The following is a 15,879-nucleotide window of genomic DNA, read 5'->3' as shown; positions in this document are numbered from 1 at the left end:
ACCATAAAAAAATGGACCAAGTTAACGGTGACAAGGAGGATGAATGAAGGTGCTAATTTGTGATGATGAACCACTTGCAGTGGAGCGTTTATCACGTTTAGTTTCAAAGATGGGACATGAGGTTGTATCAACGGCTCATCATGGACAGGAGGCCTTGGAACAGGCACGGCTTCATCAACCGGATGTAATCTTACTTGATATTCAAATGCCAGGTATGAATGGGCTTGTCTGTGCAGAACAGTTGAGTCAGCTAAATCCTCGACCTGCGATTGTATTTTGTACCGCCTACGATCAGCATGCATTGGAAGCTTTTAAAGCTCAGGCTCAAGCATATCTTCTTAAACCGATTGATCCAGTTGAACTTGAGCAAGCTTTAACTCAGCTAACTCAACTTACTCAAGCACAGCTCAATGCATTACCGAATTCTGAGCTTTTACAAGATTTAAAAACACAGCGTCATCAAATAGCCGCAAAAACCTATCGCGGGGTTGAACTGATTCTTGTTGAAAATATCTATTACTTTTTAGCCGATCAGAAATATGTCACTGTGAGACATAAAAATGGCAGTGTGTTAATAGATGAAACATTAAAAGAGCTTGAAACCGAATTCGCAGATCAGTTTATTCGTATTCATCGAAATGCGTTGGTTGCAGTCGCATATTTAGATGGGTTGGAGCTGATCAGTTCGGGGCAATATCAGGTTAGATTGCGCGGTCTTGATGAAAGACTTTCAGTGAGCCGTCGACATTTGTCTACGCTTAGAGAGCGAATTCATCAGCTCTAAATTTAAAAGAGTTATCTTGGACTTGCGAGATTTTACTTGCAATTTTAAGGGATCAAGTTAAGTTTAGGGTGTATTGTTTGACCAGCCCATGCTTGAATTTATGAAAACCTTGAAAATTGCTACACGACAAAGCCCACTTGCTCTTTGGCAGGCAGAACATATTCGTGCCCGTTTAGAGGAGCTTCACCCTGATTTAACGGTGGAATTGGTTAAATTTGTCACGCAGGGCGATAAAATTTTAGATACGCCTTTAGCAAAAATTGGGGGTAAAGGGCTGTTCGTTAAAGAGTTGGAAGCAGCACTTTTAGATGGGCGTGCGGACTTAGCTGTACATTCAATGAAAGATGTCCCAATGGCTTTGCCAGAAGGTTTAACTTTAGCAGTAATTTGTGAGCGTGAAGATCCGTTAGATGCTTTTGTTTCAAATCAGTTTGAAAAATTCGCTGATTTACCACAAGGTGCAAAAGTCGGTACATCAAGCTTGCGTCGAAAATCTCAGATTTTAAAACAACGTCCTGATTTGCAAATTATTGACTTGCGTGGAAATGTTGGCACACGTTTGGCGAAGCTAGATGAAGGACAATATGATGCAATTATTCTGGCCAGTGCCGGTTTGAAGCGTTTAGGGTTATCGGAACGTATCCGTCATTGTTTAACACCAGATATTAGTTTGCCTGCTGTGGGACAAGGTGCATTGGGTTTAGAGTGCCGTGCAGCCGACCAAGATGTATTGGCTTTAATTCAACCGCTATTACACGCAGAAACAGATGTTTGTGTACGTGCTGAACGTGCATTTAATGCCTATCTTGAAGGCGGTTGTCAGGTCCCAATTGCAGGTTATGCCACACTGCAAAATGGTCAAATCCATATCGAAGGTCGTGTTGGAAGCCCTGATGGCCAAACATTATTACGTGCTGAACTAACAGATGAAGCCAATAATGCTCAGCAATTGGGTGAAAACCTTGCTCGAAACTTACTTGATCAAGGTGCTGGCGAACTATTAAAGGCCCTCTACTAAACCATGCTGTTTATTAATACTCGACCTGATACGCGTGCAGCTGAATTAACAGAAGCTTTGCAAAATGAAGGTTATCAGGTTGAGTCTTTACCTCTTTTAGAGCTCGTTGCTACCCCCTTTTCCGAACACTTACTTCAGCTTTACCAACAATTAGTTAAGGCGCAAGCTATTGTTGTCGTCAGCCCAACTGCTGTTGAATCGGGTATGGAGTATTTAGTAAAAAGCGGTTTAAAAATTAGCGACTTAAAACATATTCAGTGGATTGCGGTAGGGCAAGCAACAGCCAATTGTCTAAACGAATATGGAATAGAAGCGCATATCCCAGATGTTGAAACTTCTGAGGGGATGTTGAACCTACCTATTCTGCACAATATGCAACAGACGGGTAGTGTGGCTTTTTGGCGGGGAGAAGGTGGACGCCAATTTATGATGGAGACCTTGCAACAACAAGGAATTCAGATTTTAAATTTTGTTCTATATCATCGGCAGTGCCCAGAAGCTTCATATTCTACATTCAAACATCTGACACAGAATTCAAATTATAATTTAAATAAATGGCTCGTCTTAATCACCAGTGAAGCGAGCTGGAAATATTGGTTAGAGCTTTGTTCAAAAAATAATGTACAACCTGATGGTGTATATCTGGTTTTAGGACCTCGTCTTTTTCAAATTGTTAAAGAGTATCGCGATCAGCAACAGACTCATTTTCACATTATTCAACTTGAAAATTTATCGCCTTCGGGGATGATTCATCACATTCAGGCATTATAAGGATTCGTATGAGAAAACTTGTTTCTATCATCATTTTACTGGGCGTAGCTTGGTTGGCTAAGCTCAGTTACGATATGTGGCAAATTTCTCGTACTGTTCCCGAGCTTAAACAAAGTCTGCTGCAATCAGAACAGCACTATGCCAATTTAAATGATCAATTGGTTGCTTTACAGCGACAGTTGCAGAATCAACCCGTAAGTACAGGGAATAAAACGAGTTCAGTAGTTCAACCAGATGCTCCACCGACAGGTATTGCACCTACAGTTTTAATTAAACAAAAGTTAGATTTAATTCAATTTGCGATTGATCAGCAGCAGTTGATTTATGCAGTTGATCAATTAAATCAGTTACAGCAATCGCTTGTACACTATGAAATTGCTCCTGCATTGCAGCATAGCTTGAATCAATCGCTCGAGCAGGATAAACAGGCAGTTCAACAGTTCACTTTGGCTCAAAATCAACGTCATCAATTAATCGATGATTTATTACAGAACATTGATAAGAATATTCAACAAGCCTTAGCCCAGCCTAAACTTGAAATGGATCAATCCGAGACTGTGTCTTGGTGGAAAAAGTGGTTCCGTATAGAAAAAGTAGAAACGCCGTCTATTAATTTAATGAGTCGAAGCGTTGTGCTTAAAGAAGTGCAATTAAGATTGTTGATTGCCGAACAGGCACTCAATCAAGGAAAAATGACTGAGTATCAAAATGAGTTGCAATCTGTGATGCAAAAGTTAGATGAAATGCCTGATGCAACCAGTCAGCAGTTAAAAAAACGTATTGCTAAAGTGGCACATTTATCTATCGTGCCTGTTCCTAAACTCTCTACACTTGGGCTAATCGGCTCATAAGGAGGATATATGAAACACCTCCTGTGGGTTTATTTCGTAATCAGCTTAATACTCTTTGCAGCCCTAGCTTTATTTAGTTATGGCTATGGAATGGGGTATGTCTATATTTACTGGCGACAATTGCAGCTGCAAACAAATGTCTGGGGATTAACTCTTACTTTTGTAGTGATGAGTTTTATTGCTCAACTCTTGTGGCTGTGGATTAAACGTTATTCATCTCGTGAACAAAGAAAAAGTGAAAACATCTTCCAGTTTAAAAACCTTCATCCCTATGAACAATTAGGTATTGTTTGGTTATTAGAAGCGGCCGAAGATCAACGTGTATTTATTGAACGTGTTTTTACTCAATCAGGGCTTTTAAAAAATATTATCGATGCCAAGTTTCTGGTTTTAAGTGGGGACTATCCAAAAGCATTGGCTGCTCTCGATCAATCACCACCGATGGCATTTGAATTGGCAGAGTTACAGCGAATTGAAATCTTTTTAACCGAAAATGAAGCCGATCGTGCATTAACTCATCTCGAATTTTTATATCAACACCAGTTATCACCGTGGTTACAAGAAATAGAAACTGCTTACCAGCAAAGATTAACGGCTTTATGGGGGCAATTAGCGCTGCAACATCCATGGGTATATTTACGTTCTATGAAATACGGTTTGCTAGATGCAGAACACCGTGATTTATGGTTACAGCAGCTTCTTCAGCAATTTGACCAAGCGTCTATCGATGACTTACATGCCTTACAGCAACGTTATTTGGATTTAGAGTCTGAGATTCAAACTCGACCTTATAGCAGTAAGTTATTATGGCTAAAACTATTAGCACGTATGCCAGATATGAGCATGCAGCATGCGGCCTTAACGCTACATTTGTTAAAAGAGCAGTTTGACCCAGAAGTGTTTTATCTATGGTTTCAGCAACAGTTGCTTAAACAAGTTCCAGACTATGCCGATGTTGAAGAAAAAATTATTCAATTTGAAAATCAATATATGAATTTGCCAGTTTTAACCTTTGCAAAATGGCATGTCTATATGGCAACTGGACGTCAAATAGAAGCTGAAACATTATTATCATTATATCCAGATAATATTTTAATGAGCTATTTACGTATTAAGTCTACGCTTAAAGAAGATGATGTGTTAATCAAACAGTTAAATCTAATCTTTGAAAATGATGCAAATTTTTTAAAGTTTAAAATATGAGGTAAAAATGAAAGAACTGTCTGTCTACCCAGTAATATATGAACAGAAAGTAGCGTGGGGAGATATGGACGCTTTTGGTCATGTCAATAATGTACAATATTATCGATATATTGAAAGCTCACGTATTTTATATATGGAAGCAATCAATATATTAACCCCACATTTATATACCGTTGTTGCTTCAAGTCAGTGTAAATATTTAAAGCCTGTTTTTTATCCTGACGTATTGAAAGTTGGTGTTCGCGTGGAGGAGCTCCGTAATAGCGCATTCCGTATGGCTTATATATTGTGGAGTGAAACCCAACAACAAATAGTCGCTACTGGTGAAGCTGTTATGGTATGCGTAGATAAATTAACAGAACGAAAATGTGAAATACCACAGGAAATAAAACAAAAAATTATTGAGCTAGAAAAATCAGTTGGGCATGACTTAATACATTTATCTTAAATAAATATTAATAAAATATATTTCATTTATAATTGGTAATGTAATTAAAAGGTAATTTTTTTGATTATTCTGATGAACACGGCTTTCAAACTATTGCTTATTGAATAGATTATAAATAATATTGGTCTTGATTTTACGTTTTTAAATTTTGTCTGTATTATTTTGAATTGTCTGTAAGACTGGAGTATTTATTAATGAAACCGGATATCAGTGAATTATCTGTTGAAGAGTTAAAACGCTTACAAGAAGAAGCAGAAGCTTTAATTGCAAGTAAAAAAGATCAAGCAATCGAAGATGCTTATAATCAAATTATCGAGATTGCTGAAAATGTAGGTTTCAGTGTTGAACAACTTCTTGAGTTTGGTGCTCAAAAACGTAAGAAAACAACTCGTAAATCTGTTGAGCCTCGTTACCGCAACAAAAACAATGCTGAAGAGACTTGGACTGGTCGCGGTAAACAACCACGCTGGTTAGTTGCTGAAATTGAAAAAGGCGCAAAACTTGAAGATTTCTTAATCTAATCAAATTGCCATTTTTAAAAGCCAAGCAAATTTGCTTGGCTTTTTTATTGATAAAAATATCTCAAAATTTTGGTATAAATATTATTTAAAAAACTGAGTGTTTAAATTGCTCTTTAAATGAATTGTTGAGATCAAATGTGCATTTACTTCATTGAGCGTCAAGTTTTCATGATTTTGTCATACGTTCAACTTATAGTCTTAATACCGAAGCCAAGCCCGATTGCTTGGTTTTTTTATATGAAGTGAATTGGCGATGTTGAAAAAGTATGCATAATGTCAGACTAGGGAGCTACTCTCAAAATAAGGATGATAATTTGCATGTTGGTAAGGCTGAATGAAGAAAAAGTCTAAGCAATGGAAGTGGTGGTTTTTTGCCCTCATTGCATTTTTAATTTTTATTATTTTACAGATCCCGGCGACGTGGCTTATTTCTAAATTTTCAAAGAATAATCAAACTCTACACAATGTAAGTGGAAATATCTGGCAAGGCCAAGCAGATTGGCGGCGTGGTACTTTGAGAGGCTCGATTCATTGGAAAACTAGACCTCTAGACCTGTTTTTATTAAGGTTCGCTGCTGATGTAGATATCCATAGTGGGAATACCCAATTAGCTGGGGTAATGGGCTATGGTGTGGGGAAAAAAGTAATTGTAAAGGCTATGAATGGTCAGGTTGCACCTGAAACATTAAAACAAATTGTGAATTGGCAATGGCCTGCGAACAGCATCCAGCTGAAAGATATTGAGTTTAATTATAAGAAAGAGCAGGGGTTCGCAGCAGTTGATGGTCAATTACATTGGGGTGGTGGTGCTTTAATTTATAATATCGGTGATCGTCAAGACCGTATGAATATGCCTTCTTTAAATGGGCAATTAACGGATCAAAATGGACAATTACAAGTTGATATACGTGATCAACGCAGTCAAAAAATGGCCAATCTTTTATTAGATGCCAACATGATGCTTGATGTACAGCTTACCCAAAGGTTATTACTTAATATTCCATCTTATGATGGAAAAGCTGGTTTAGATACGTTTGTCATTAGTTCTCGTCAACCCTTAATACAAGGGGGTAACTAATGAAAGTATGGATTGAAAAATTACAGCAATTACAGTGGCAAAAATTAGATCGGTTAAGTGTAGTTGTATTTGCCTTTTTGGTTTTATGGTTGTGTTGGAAATTAGCTTCATTATTTTGGTGGGTAATTGCCCCTCCTCAAATGATGCAGTTTGATCGAGTCGAGTTAGGATCACAGCAGCCGCAAATTCCTAACATTAGTACTTTTTCGCTTTTTAATGAACCTTCAGCCAATGCGGCTCAGGAAAATGTCAACCTAGAATTACAAGGCGTAATGCTGGGCTATCCGAACCGTTTTTCTTCGGCTGTTATTAAGCTAGATAATATTGCTGACCGATATCGTGTAGGAGAAACAATAGGTTCTACCTCTTATCAGTTAGCAGAAGTTTATTGGGATCACGTGATATTGCGTCAAGGTAATGGAAGTACTCGTGAACTCCAATTTAAAGGTTTGCCAAACGGTTTATATCAACCTATGACGCCAGATGCTTCACAGCCAACTGCTACTGCGCCTCAGTCATCGGCACCTGTTAATACGACTCAAGAGGCGTTAGGACAGGCTATTCAGCAAATGCAAGGCAACCGTGAACAATATCTGCGTGACATGGGCGTTAGTGGGAACTCTGGTGAAGGTTTTGAAGTTACAGAACGTACACCCACTGCGCTTCGAAATAAGTTAGGTTTAAGGCCGGGTGATCGGATTGTTTCTTTAAACGGTCAAACGGTTGGGCAGGGACAAACGGATGTGCAGTTGCTTGAACAGGCTCGTCGAGCTGGGCAAGTGAAAATAGAAATAAAACGTGGTGATCAAGTGATGACCATACAACAAAATTTTTAGTGATAACACGTCACCATAAGAGTTAGGAATTATCGCAAGTTATGGCTTTATTGAATCATCAACGTCCACTTTGGGCATTACTTGCAGCAGCCCCATTGATTGCGACAGTGAGCAGCAGCGTCTATGCCCAAACATGGAAGATCAATTTACGTGATGCTGACTTAACTGCTTTTATTAATGAAGTGGCAGACATTACGGGTAAAAACTTTGCAGTAGATCCACGAGTGCGTGGTAACGTCACAGTAATATCGAATAAACCCCTCAATAAAAATGAAGTTTACGACCTATTCCTTGGGGTCTTAAATGTGAATGGAGTGGTGGCAATTCCTTCGGGTAACACCATTAAGCTAGTTCCAGATAGCAATGTTAAAAATTCGGGAATCCCTTACGATTCTAGAAACAGACTACGTGGTGATCAGATTGTTACTCGGGTTATTTGGCTTGAAAATACCAATCCTAATGATCTAATTCCAGCACTTCGTCCTTTAATGCCACAATTTGCGCATATGGCTGCAATTGCGGGGACTAATGCACTGATTGTTTCGGACCGTGCAGCAAATATTTACCAACTTGAAAATATTATTCGTAATTTAGATGGTACTGGTCAGAATGATATTGAGGCAATAAGCCTTCAGTCGAGCCAAGCTGAAGAAATTATTACTCAACTGGAGGCAATGAGTGCTACGGGAGCATCGAAAGATTTTAACGGTGCCCGTATCCGTATTATTGCAGACAACCGAACCAATCGTATTTTAGTTAAGGGTGATCCTGAAACGCGTAAGCGCATTCGCCACATGATTGAAATGCTGGATGTGCCTTCGGCCGACCGTTTAGGTGGTTTAAAAGTTTTTCGATTGAAATATGCAAGTGCAAAAAATTTATCTGAGATTTTGCAAGGCCTCGTAACAGGACAAGCTGTTTCTTCGTCAAATAGTAATAACAATTCTTCTAATTCATCGAATCCGATCAATAATTTGATGGGTAATAACCAGAATTCTAGTTCAAATACCTCTGGTTCAAATGGTAGCTCAATTTCTACGCCATCTATTAATCTAAATGGTAATTCGAACAATAATAATCAGAACAGTATCTCTAGCTTTAGCCAAAATGGTGTGAGTATTATTGCGGATAATGCCCAAAACTCGTTAGTGGTTAAGGCAGATCCTCAATTAATGCGCGAAATTGAATCTGCTATTCAGCAGCTTGATGTGCGTCGTCAGCAAGTTCTGATTGAAGCTGCAATTATCGAAGTGTCAGGAGATGATGCAGATCAACTTGGTATTCAATGGGCACTGGGTGATTTATCTAGTGGGATTGGTTTACTTAGCTTTAGTAATGTAGGGGCTAGTTTATCTTCTATTGCTGCTGGTTATTTATCGGGTGGTTCGGCTGGGGCTGCATCAGCTATCGCTGGTGGCGCTAATAAAGGTAATGGGGCAACCTTGGCTCTGGGTAATTTTGAGAATTCTCGTAAGGCTTATGGTGCATTAATTCAAGCACTTAAAACTAATACCAAATCAAATTTGCTTTCGACACCATCCATTGTGACGATGGATAATGAAGAGGCGTATATTGTTGTTGGTCAGAACGTTCCTTTTGTAACAGGATCGGTCACTACAAACAGTACAGGTATTAACCCATACACCACGGTTGAACGTAAAGATGTCGGTGTGACATTAAAAGTCGTTCCACATATCGGTGAAGGCGGTACAGTTCGTCTGGAAGTAGAACAAGAAGTCTCTGCTGTTCAAGACAGTCGTGGACAAGCGGCTGACTTGGTGACAAGTAAACGTGCCATTAAAACTGCTGTTTTGGCTGAGCATGGACAGACAGTAGTGCTTGGTGGTTTGGTGTCGGATGACACGTCACTTTCAAGACAAGGTATTCCTGGGTTAAGCAGTATTCCATACTTAGGTAGATTATTCCGCTCGGATACTCGAAGTAATGTGAAGCGTAACCTTCTTGTTTTTATCCACCCAACAATTGTGGGTGATGCAAATGATGTGCGCCGTTTGTCTCAGCAGCGCTATAGCCAGCTTTATAGCTTGCAATTGGCTATGGATAAAAACGGCAATTTTGCAAAACTGCCTGAGCAAGTTGATGATGTCTATAATCAAAAGATGACACCACCTAGTATTGCCTCTCAGCCAAAAAATTATCAACAGGTTCCTTCAGGTGGAAAAACCTCGACAGTAACTACACCTGTAGCGGTAGAGCCAGCAGTTCAAAAGCAAACCTTGCAGTTACCTGATCCTGAAGTTAATCGTACTAAAAATACAGTAACAACAACGACACTGCGCCCAAGCACAGCACAGTAGTAGCATGTTATGATTGATAAAAAATGAATAGGACATACGCATGACTTGGAAACTACAAGCAATTACTGGTGAAATTACTGGCCAAGAAATTAATGTTGATCGTGATATGTTGGTAGGGCGTCATCAAGATGCTGATGTTTTGTTACAAGCTGCTGAAATTTCACGTCGCCATACTGCATTGCTTCTGAAAGATCAAGCGCTATGGGTACAAGACCTTAATTCATCGAATGGCACATTTGTAAACGATATTCGTATTAAGCAAGAAAAACAGTTGCATGATGGTGATATTGTTCAGTTTGCTAGTTTTAAATTTTCTGTATTGGCCCCTGCACAGAAAATCACGGAATTACCTGAAATTGAAGCCGAGCCTGTACATACAACATCCTCTCCAGATTTAAGCGATCAAGGAATGCCGAGCCTTGCAGAGCGTGCTGCAGAAGTAGAAGTTCGTCGCGATGGTATGCCGCAGAATATTTCTATTCCAAAGCCTGCACCTATTCCAGAGGGTGTAGATATTAATGCACAACAGCAAACACCTATCGCTTTTGATGAACCGGTTTCTCGTGTTGCTGAAGAAAAAGAGCAACAAAAGAATGCCTCAGTTGGTTTAATCACTATTATTATTTTAGTAATTTTAGCTGTATTGGCATGGTTATTCTTTAAATAATCCGTTGCTGCTTTTACAATCAAGGCATGCTAAACGCATGCCTTTTTAATTTTGAGTAGAAAAAAGATGTCTGTTGCACAACTAAGTAAGCGCGATTTAATTTTATTTGATCTAGATGGGACGTTGGTTGATTCTGCTGCTGATTTGTATCGGTCTATGAATTTAAGTTTAGAGGCGCTAAGTTGGCCATTGGTAACAGAAGTTCAAATACGAGAATGGGTGGGTAAAGGAGCTTCAAAACTCTGTGAAAGTGTTCTGCTTCATATTTTTGGAAAATTAGATCCTGAACAGCACAAAGTCTTATTACAAAAATTTATTGATATATATAGTGTAGAACTCTGTGTAAATACTCAAATTTATCCTGGTGTAACCGAGTTTTTAAAACATTGTAAAACTTTGAATATACAAATGGCATGCGTTACCAATAAGCCTGTACAACTTGCTCAAGGTTTGCTTGATGCTTTACAGCTCTCTCCATATTTTCAAGTCGTACTTGGTGGGGATAGCTTACCAGAGAGAAAGCCTCATCCATTGCCATTATTGCATTGCATGCAAAGCCTAAAAATATCTGCTTCACAATCGTTAATGATTGGCGATTCAAGTAATGATATTGAGGCTGCGCGTCGTGCTGGAATTGATTGTATTGTGGTCAGCTATGGCTATAATCATGGAGAAAATATCTATGATTGCCAACCTCAGCAAGTTGTTGATAGTCTTGCTGAGTTAATTATCTAATGAATGAAATGGAGATCAGAATGAATAAGCGTATGGTTTTTCGATGGCGTGTCTAAACCGAATCTAGAAAAACACACTTTTAAATCGAAACCATATTAGAGAAAATTCATGACAACATTAGCGCAATTCGAGCAACTCAAGGCTGCTGGTTACAACACGATTCCAGTTTATCGCCAACGCTTAGCAGACACAGAAACTCCTTTATCTGTTTTTGCTCGTTTTAAAGACCATACACAAGCTTATTTATTTGAGTCAGTCGAAGGTGGCGAAAATTGGGCACGCTATTCTATGATTGGTTTAGGTGAGTCGACGGTTTTCTCATGTAATGCAGGTGTTCTGTCTATACAACATGCTGATGGCTCAATTACACAACAAGATTGCCAAGACCCATTTCAGTATATTCGTGAATTTCAGAAGCAATTTAAAGTGCCATCTGCTGAGCTCTTGCCAAACTTACCGAGTTTTACGGGCGGATTAGTAGGTTATTTAGGCTACGACGCAGTCCGTTATATCGAGCCACGTTTAAAGAATGTTCCTACAGCTGACCCAATTACATTGCCGGATTTATGGTTAATGCTATCAAAGACAGTCATAGTCTTTGATAACCTTAAAGATACTTTATTTTTAATTGTTCATGCGGATACAGAGCAGAGCAATGCTTATGAAGACGCTCAGCAAAAATTAGATCAATTAGAGCAGTTGTTAGCTACTCCAGTTAGTTTGCAAGCTAAGCCACATACACCTCCACATTTTGAATCAATTACTGGTAAAGCGAAATTCTTAGAGACAGTTGAAAAAGTTAAAGAATATATACGTGCTGGTGATGTGATGCAGGTTGTTCCAGGGCAGCGTATGGTTTCTGATTTCGATGGGGAGGCTTTACAGGTTTATCGTGCTTTACGTCATTTGAACCCATCGCCTTATTTATTCTTGGTACAAGGGCAAACGATTACTGATAAAAAGCCATTCCATATTGTAGGGTCGTCGCCAGAAATTCTTTCTCGTTTGGAAAATGGCATTGCTACAGTTCGGCCTTTAGCGGGGACCAGACCGCGTGGTAAAACTAAAGAAGAAGATATTGCGCTAGAAAAAGATTTGCTTTCTGACGAAAAAGAAATCGCTGAGCATTTAATGTTGATTGACCTTGGTCGAAATGATGTGGGACGCGTATCAAAAATAGGTAAGGTCCAAGTAACGGATCAAATGGTGATTGAACGCTATTCACATGTCATGCACATTGTCTCAAATGTGCAAGGCGAAGTTCGTGACGATATCGATGCGCTAGATGTATTTAAAGCAACTTTCCCAGCAGGTACTTTATCGGGTGCACCAAAAATTCGTGCAATGGAAATTATTGATGAAGTTGAGCCTGTGAAAAGAGGTGTGTTTGGTGGGGCAGTGGGATATTTAGGATGGCACGGCGAAATGGATATGTCGATTGCAATCCGTACTTGTGTTATTCGAGATAAAAAAGTGTATGTGCAGGCTGGAGCAGGCTTGGTAGCGGACTCAAATCCTGAATCTGAATGGAATGAAACGCAAATAAAAGCTCGCGCAGTGATCAAAGCGGTTGAATTATCATCAAACGGATTGATTTTATGAGTTTTTAGCGGTTTTTTTTAAAAAACCGCTTGCATCGTTTGGAAGTTTTGCTAAACTGCACACCGTTCCGATACGAAACGTACGAAACACTAAGAAGAGCCGGCATAGCTCAGTTGGTAGAGCAACTGACTTGTAATCAGTAGGTCCACAGTTCGAATCCGTGTGCCGGCACCATCTTAAAGGTGTGTAGTTGTGAAGTAAAGAACAACACTGAAATAAGTGTGATATGGTGAGATTCCCGAGCGGTCAAAGGGGGCGGACTGTAACTCCGCTACGAAAGTTTCGAAGGTTCGAATCCTTCTCTCACCACCATTAACTTCGATTGAAGTGGTATATATACCAACACAGTGCGGGAGTAGCTCAGTTGGTAGAGCGGCAGCCTTCCAAGCTGCATGTCGCGAGTTCGATCCTCGTCTCCCGCTCCATCGAAGGATAATCGCTCTTATAGCTCAGTGGTAGAGCACTCCCTTGGTAAGGGAGAGGTCTCGAGTTCAAATCTCGATAAGAGCTCCAGATACAGTTTAGTAGATTTTCTACAAAGATTTAAAAAGCAGGCTTATTAGTCTGCTTTTCAAGTATTGGGTGTTTGATTTTTTAGGCGATATGTCGATGCTGAGTTTTTGCTCAGAATTGTGTTCGACGTAAACGAGGACTATAAACATGGCTAAGGCTAAGTTTGAACGTAATAAGCCACACGTAAACGTGGGCACAATCGGTCACGTTGACCATGGTAAAACAACTTTAACTGCTGCGATTGCAACAATTTGTGCAAAAACTTACGGCGGTGAAGCGAAAGATTACTCACAAATCGACTCAGCACCTGAAGAAAAAGCACGTGGTATTACAATTAATACTTCACACGTAGAATACGATTCTCCAATTCGTCACTACGCGCACGTTGACTGCCCGGGCCACGCCGATTACGTTAAAAACATGATTACTGGTGCTGCTCAGATGGACGGCGCGATCCTTGTGTGTGCTGCGACTGACGGTCCAATGCCACAAACTCGTGAACACATCCTTCTTTCTCGTCAGGTTGGTGTACCTTACATCATCGTATTCTTGAACAAGTGTGACCTTGTTGATGATGAAGAATTACTTGAATTAGTAGAAATGGAAGTTCGTGAACTTCTTTCTACTTATGACTTCCCTGGTGATGACACTCCAGTTATCCGTGGTTCTGCGCTTAAAGCGTTGGAAGGCGATGCTGGTCAATATGGTGAGTCTTCAGTTCTTGCTCTTGTTGAAGCGCTTGACTCTTACATCCCAGAACCAGAACGTGCTATCGATAAAGCATTCTTAATGCCAATCGAAGACGTATTCTCAATTTCTGGTCGTGGTACTGTAGTAACAGGCCGTGTAGAAGCTGGTATCGTTAAAGTTGGTGAAGAAGTAGAGATCGTTGGTATTAAAGATACAGTTAAAACAACTGTAACTGGCGTAGAAATGTTCCGTAAACTTCTTGACGAAGGCCGTGCAGGTGAGAACTGTGGTATCTTACTTCGTGGTACTAAGCGTGAAGACGTGCAACGTGGTCAAGTACTTGCTAAACCAGGTACAATCAAGCCGCACACTAAATTCGACGCAGAAGTATACGTACTTTCTAAAGAAGAAGGTGGTCGTCACACTCCATTCTTAAATGGTTACCGTCCACAGTTCTACTTCCGTACAACTGACGTAACTGGTGCAATCCAGTTACAAGACGGCGTTGAAATGGTTATGCCAGGCGACAACGTTGAAATGTCAGTAGAATTAATCCACCCAATCGCAATGGACCCAGGTCTACGTTTTGCGATCCGTGAAGGTGGTCGTACTGTAGGTGCTGGTGTTGTTGCGAAAGTAACTGCATAAGCATATTATAGTGACGGATTATGTCTCAGGTTGAGGGCTTTGGCTCTCAACTTGCATTATAGGTCAGTAGTTCAATTGGTAGAGCGTCGGTCTCCAAAACCGAATGTTGGGGGTTCGAGTCCCTCCTGACCTGCCATATTTTGAAATAAAAAGCTTGATGCTGGCTTAGTTGTTCATATAATAAGTCGCGAGTTCTACGACGAGTACAAAAATGTCGAATGATAAATCGCGTGACGCATTGAGCGACGCGCCAATTCCTCAAAGAAATAATTCTGCTGAAGTTGTTCGTTCTGGTTCGCCTTTAGATATTGTTCTATGGGTGATAGCAATAGCATTGTTGCTTTTAGCTACCATGGTGAATCAGCATTTGCCAGCGTATTGGGCACCTGCAAATAATGTTTGGGTGCGTGTTGGGGCAATTTTTGCTTGTATCGTTGTGGCTTTAGGTTTATTATACGCCACCCATCAAGGTAAAGGCTTCGTTCGCTTGCTAAAAGATGCACGAGTCGAATTGCGTCGAGTAACTTGGCCAACAAAACAAGAAACAGTCACTACATCGTGGCAGGTTCTATTGGTTGTAGTTGTTGCATCATTGGTTTTATGGTGCTTTGACTATGGTTTGGGTTGGTTAATTAAGTTGATTATCGGGTAAAAGAGCTATGAAACGTTGGTACATTATTCATGCCTACTCTGGCTATGAAAAACAAGTGATGCGTTCACTTACAGAACGAATCCAGCGTAGCGCTGTTGCCGATAGCTTTGGTGATGTCCTTGTTCCTACCGAAGAAGTGGTAGAAATGAAGGATGGTAAGAAACGTAAATCTGAGCGTAAATTCTTTCCTGGCTATGTGTTAGTCGAAATGGAAATGAATGATGATACTTGGCATATCGTTAAAGAATGTCCAAAGGTTCTAGGTTTTATCGGTGGTACACCTGAAAAACCAGCACCAATCACTCAACGTGAAGCAGATGCGATTCTTGCGCGTGTACGTAATACTGGTGAAGCGCCACGTCCTAAAACGATGTTTGAGCCAGGTGAAGAATTACTTGTTATTGACGGTCCATTCACAGACTTTAAAGGTGTGGTGGAAGAAGTTCAATACGATAAGTCACGTTTAACGTTGACGATTAATGTATTTAATCGACCAACTCAGGTTGAACTCGAGTTTCGCCAAGTCGAAAAAACGATTTAATCT

At 40.0% G+C, this 15,879-nt stretch carries 16 protein-coding genes and 5 tRNA genes; all 21 read left to right on the top strand.

Annotation, left to right across the window (positions count from 1 at the left end; translation table 11 throughout):
* The first annotated feature begins 43 nt into the window (after positions 1–43).
* The 21 genes from algR (at position 44) to nusG (ending at position 15,876) form a co-directional block, all read left to right on the top strand.
* On the top strand, positions 44–784 hold the full coding sequence (gene algR / locus F928_RS20530; protein ID WP_002121143.1) for a LytR/AlgR family response regulator transcription factor: 741 nt from the start codon (positions 44–46) through the stop codon (positions 782–784).
* 100 nt (positions 785–884) lie between these two features.
* On the top strand, positions 885–1,802 hold the full coding sequence (hemC, locus tag F928_RS20525) for a hydroxymethylbilane synthase (protein ID WP_057082133.1): 918 nt from the start codon (positions 885–887) through the stop codon (positions 1,800–1,802).
* Positions 1,803–1,805: 3 nt separating this feature from the next.
* A complete protein-coding gene (hemD, locus tag F928_RS20520) occupies positions 1,806–2,573 on the top strand; it encodes a uroporphyrinogen-III synthase (protein ID WP_002121177.1) in 768 nt (255 codons plus the stop codon).
* An 8-nt stretch (positions 2,574–2,581) separates the two neighbouring features.
* On the top strand, positions 2,582–3,424 hold the full coding sequence (locus F928_RS20515; protein ID WP_002121187.1) for a hypothetical protein: 843 nt from the start codon (positions 2,582–2,584) through the stop codon (positions 3,422–3,424).
* 9 nt (positions 3,425–3,433) lie between these two features.
* Positions 3,434–4,627: a hypothetical protein gene (locus F928_RS20510; RefSeq protein WP_005079417.1), complete on the top strand. Its 1,194-nt coding sequence runs from the start codon at positions 3,434–3,436 to the stop codon at positions 4,625–4,627.
* 7 nt (positions 4,628–4,634) lie between these two features.
* Positions 4,635–5,075 (top strand): acyl-CoA thioesterase, encoded by a 441-nt coding sequence (locus tag F928_RS20505; RefSeq protein ID WP_002121251.1) that lies wholly within the window; start codon positions 4,635–4,637, stop codon positions 5,073–5,075.
* A 194-nt stretch (positions 5,076–5,269) separates the two neighbouring features.
* Complete coding sequence (gene hvrA, locus F928_RS20500) at positions 5,270–5,596, top strand: H-NS histone family protein (RefSeq protein WP_000801427.1); 327 nt, start codon at positions 5,270–5,272, stop codon at positions 5,594–5,596.
* A gap of 334 nt (positions 5,597–5,930) precedes the next feature.
* Complete coding sequence (gene gspN / locus F928_RS20495; protein ID WP_002121195.1) at positions 5,931–6,674, top strand: type II secretion system protein N; 744 nt, start codon at positions 5,931–5,933, stop codon at positions 6,672–6,674.
* Complete coding sequence (locus tag F928_RS20490) at positions 6,674–7,510, top strand: type II secretion system protein N (RefSeq protein WP_005079413.1); 837 nt, start codon at positions 6,674–6,676, stop codon at positions 7,508–7,510. Before gspN ends, F928_RS20490 begins: the two co-directional genes overlap by 1 nt.
* Before the next feature lie 41 nt (positions 7,511–7,551).
* Complete coding sequence (gene gspD / locus F928_RS20485) at positions 7,552–9,828, top strand: type II secretion system secretin GspD (protein WP_005079410.1); 2,277 nt, start codon at positions 7,552–7,554, stop codon at positions 9,826–9,828.
* A 40-nt stretch (positions 9,829–9,868) separates the two neighbouring features.
* Positions 9,869–10,495, top strand: a complete 627-nt coding sequence (locus F928_RS20480; RefSeq protein WP_005079408.1) for an FHA domain-containing protein — start codon at positions 9,869–9,871, stop codon at positions 10,493–10,495.
* 66 nt (positions 10,496–10,561) lie between these two features.
* Entirely contained in the window at positions 10,562–11,230 is a 669-nt protein-coding gene (gph, locus tag F928_RS20475) for a phosphoglycolate phosphatase (RefSeq protein WP_005079407.1), read from the top strand.
* 108 nt (positions 11,231–11,338) lie between these two features.
* Positions 11,339–12,832: an anthranilate synthase component I gene (gene trpE, locus F928_RS20470; protein ID WP_005079406.1), complete on the top strand. Its 1,494-nt coding sequence runs from the start codon at positions 11,339–11,341 to the stop codon at positions 12,830–12,832.
* Between the two features lie 98 nt (positions 12,833–12,930).
* Positions 12,931–13,006 (top strand) — tRNA-Thr (locus F928_RS20465).
* Positions 13,007–13,060: 54 nt separating this feature from the next.
* Positions 13,061–13,144, top strand: a tRNA-Tyr gene (locus F928_RS20460).
* 37 nt (positions 13,145–13,181) lie between these two features.
* Positions 13,182–13,257, top strand: a tRNA-Gly gene (locus tag F928_RS20455).
* A gap of 13 nt (positions 13,258–13,270) precedes the next feature.
* Positions 13,271–13,345: transfer RNA gene (locus F928_RS20450), tRNA-Thr, on the top strand.
* A 147-nt stretch (positions 13,346–13,492) separates the two neighbouring features.
* A complete protein-coding gene (tuf, locus tag F928_RS20445) occupies positions 13,493–14,683 on the top strand; it encodes an elongation factor Tu (protein ID WP_005065785.1) in 1,191 nt (396 codons plus the stop codon).
* A gap of 60 nt (positions 14,684–14,743) precedes the next feature.
* Positions 14,744–14,819, top strand: a tRNA-Trp gene (locus F928_RS20440).
* A 75-nt stretch (positions 14,820–14,894) separates the two neighbouring features.
* Positions 14,895–15,335 (top strand): preprotein translocase subunit SecE, encoded by a 441-nt coding sequence (secE, locus tag F928_RS20435; RefSeq protein WP_002114837.1) that lies wholly within the window; start codon positions 14,895–14,897, stop codon positions 15,333–15,335.
* Between the two features lie 7 nt (positions 15,336–15,342).
* Positions 15,343–15,876, top strand: a complete 534-nt coding sequence (nusG, locus tag F928_RS20430; RefSeq protein WP_002115092.1) for a transcription termination/antitermination protein NusG — start codon at positions 15,343–15,345, stop codon at positions 15,874–15,876.
* Positions 15,877–15,879: the final 3 nt, after the last annotated feature.

The organism is Acinetobacter pittii ATCC 19004 = CIP 70.29, assembly GCF_000369045.1.
In the GTDB taxonomy this organism is placed as follows: Bacteria; Pseudomonadota; Gammaproteobacteria; order Pseudomonadales; family Moraxellaceae; genus Acinetobacter; species Acinetobacter pittii.
This window is presented reverse-complemented; position numbering and strand designations above follow the sequence as displayed.

Excerpts from the sequence above, each read along its gene's own strand:
- hemC (WP_057082133.1), top strand. The coding sequence starts at position 885 with ATGAAAACCTTGAAAATTGCTACACGACAAAGCCCACTTGCTCTTTGG.
- gspN (WP_002121195.1), top strand. The coding sequence starts at position 5,931 with ATGAAGAAAAAGTCTAAGCAATGGAAGTGGTGGTTTTTTGCCCTCATT.
- nusG (WP_002115092.1), top strand. The coding sequence starts at position 15,343 with ATGAAACGTTGGTACATTATTCATGCCTACTCTGGCTATGAAAAACAA.
- hvrA (WP_000801427.1), top strand. The coding sequence starts at position 5,270 with ATGAAACCGGATATCAGTGAATTATCTGTTGAAGAGTTAAAACGCTTA.
- tuf (WP_005065785.1), top strand. The coding sequence starts at position 13,493 with ATGGCTAAGGCTAAGTTTGAACGTAATAAGCCACACGTAAACGTGGGC.
- algR (WP_002121143.1), top strand. The coding sequence starts at position 44 with ATGAAGGTGCTAATTTGTGATGATGAACCACTTGCAGTGGAGCGTTTA.
- gspD (WP_005079410.1), top strand. The coding sequence starts at position 7,552 with ATGGCTTTATTGAATCATCAACGTCCACTTTGGGCATTACTTGCAGCA.
- F928_RS20480 (WP_005079408.1), top strand. The coding sequence starts at position 9,869 with ATGACTTGGAAACTACAAGCAATTACTGGTGAAATTACTGGCCAAGAA.
- gph (WP_005079407.1), top strand. The coding sequence starts at position 10,562 with ATGTCTGTTGCACAACTAAGTAAGCGCGATTTAATTTTATTTGATCTA.
- secE (WP_002114837.1), top strand. The coding sequence starts at position 14,895 with ATGTCGAATGATAAATCGCGTGACGCATTGAGCGACGCGCCAATTCCT.
- trpE (WP_005079406.1), top strand. The coding sequence starts at position 11,339 with ATGACAACATTAGCGCAATTCGAGCAACTCAAGGCTGCTGGTTACAAC.
- F928_RS20515 (WP_002121187.1), top strand. The coding sequence starts at position 2,582 with ATGAGAAAACTTGTTTCTATCATCATTTTACTGGGCGTAGCTTGGTTG.
- F928_RS20510 (WP_005079417.1), top strand. The coding sequence starts at position 3,434 with ATGAAACACCTCCTGTGGGTTTATTTCGTAATCAGCTTAATACTCTTT.
- F928_RS20490 (WP_005079413.1), top strand. The coding sequence starts at position 6,674 with ATGAAAGTATGGATTGAAAAATTACAGCAATTACAGTGGCAAAAATTA.
- hemD (WP_002121177.1), top strand. The coding sequence starts at position 1,806 with ATGCTGTTTATTAATACTCGACCTGATACGCGTGCAGCTGAATTAACA.
- F928_RS20505 (WP_002121251.1), top strand. The coding sequence starts at position 4,635 with ATGAAAGAACTGTCTGTCTACCCAGTAATATATGAACAGAAAGTAGCG.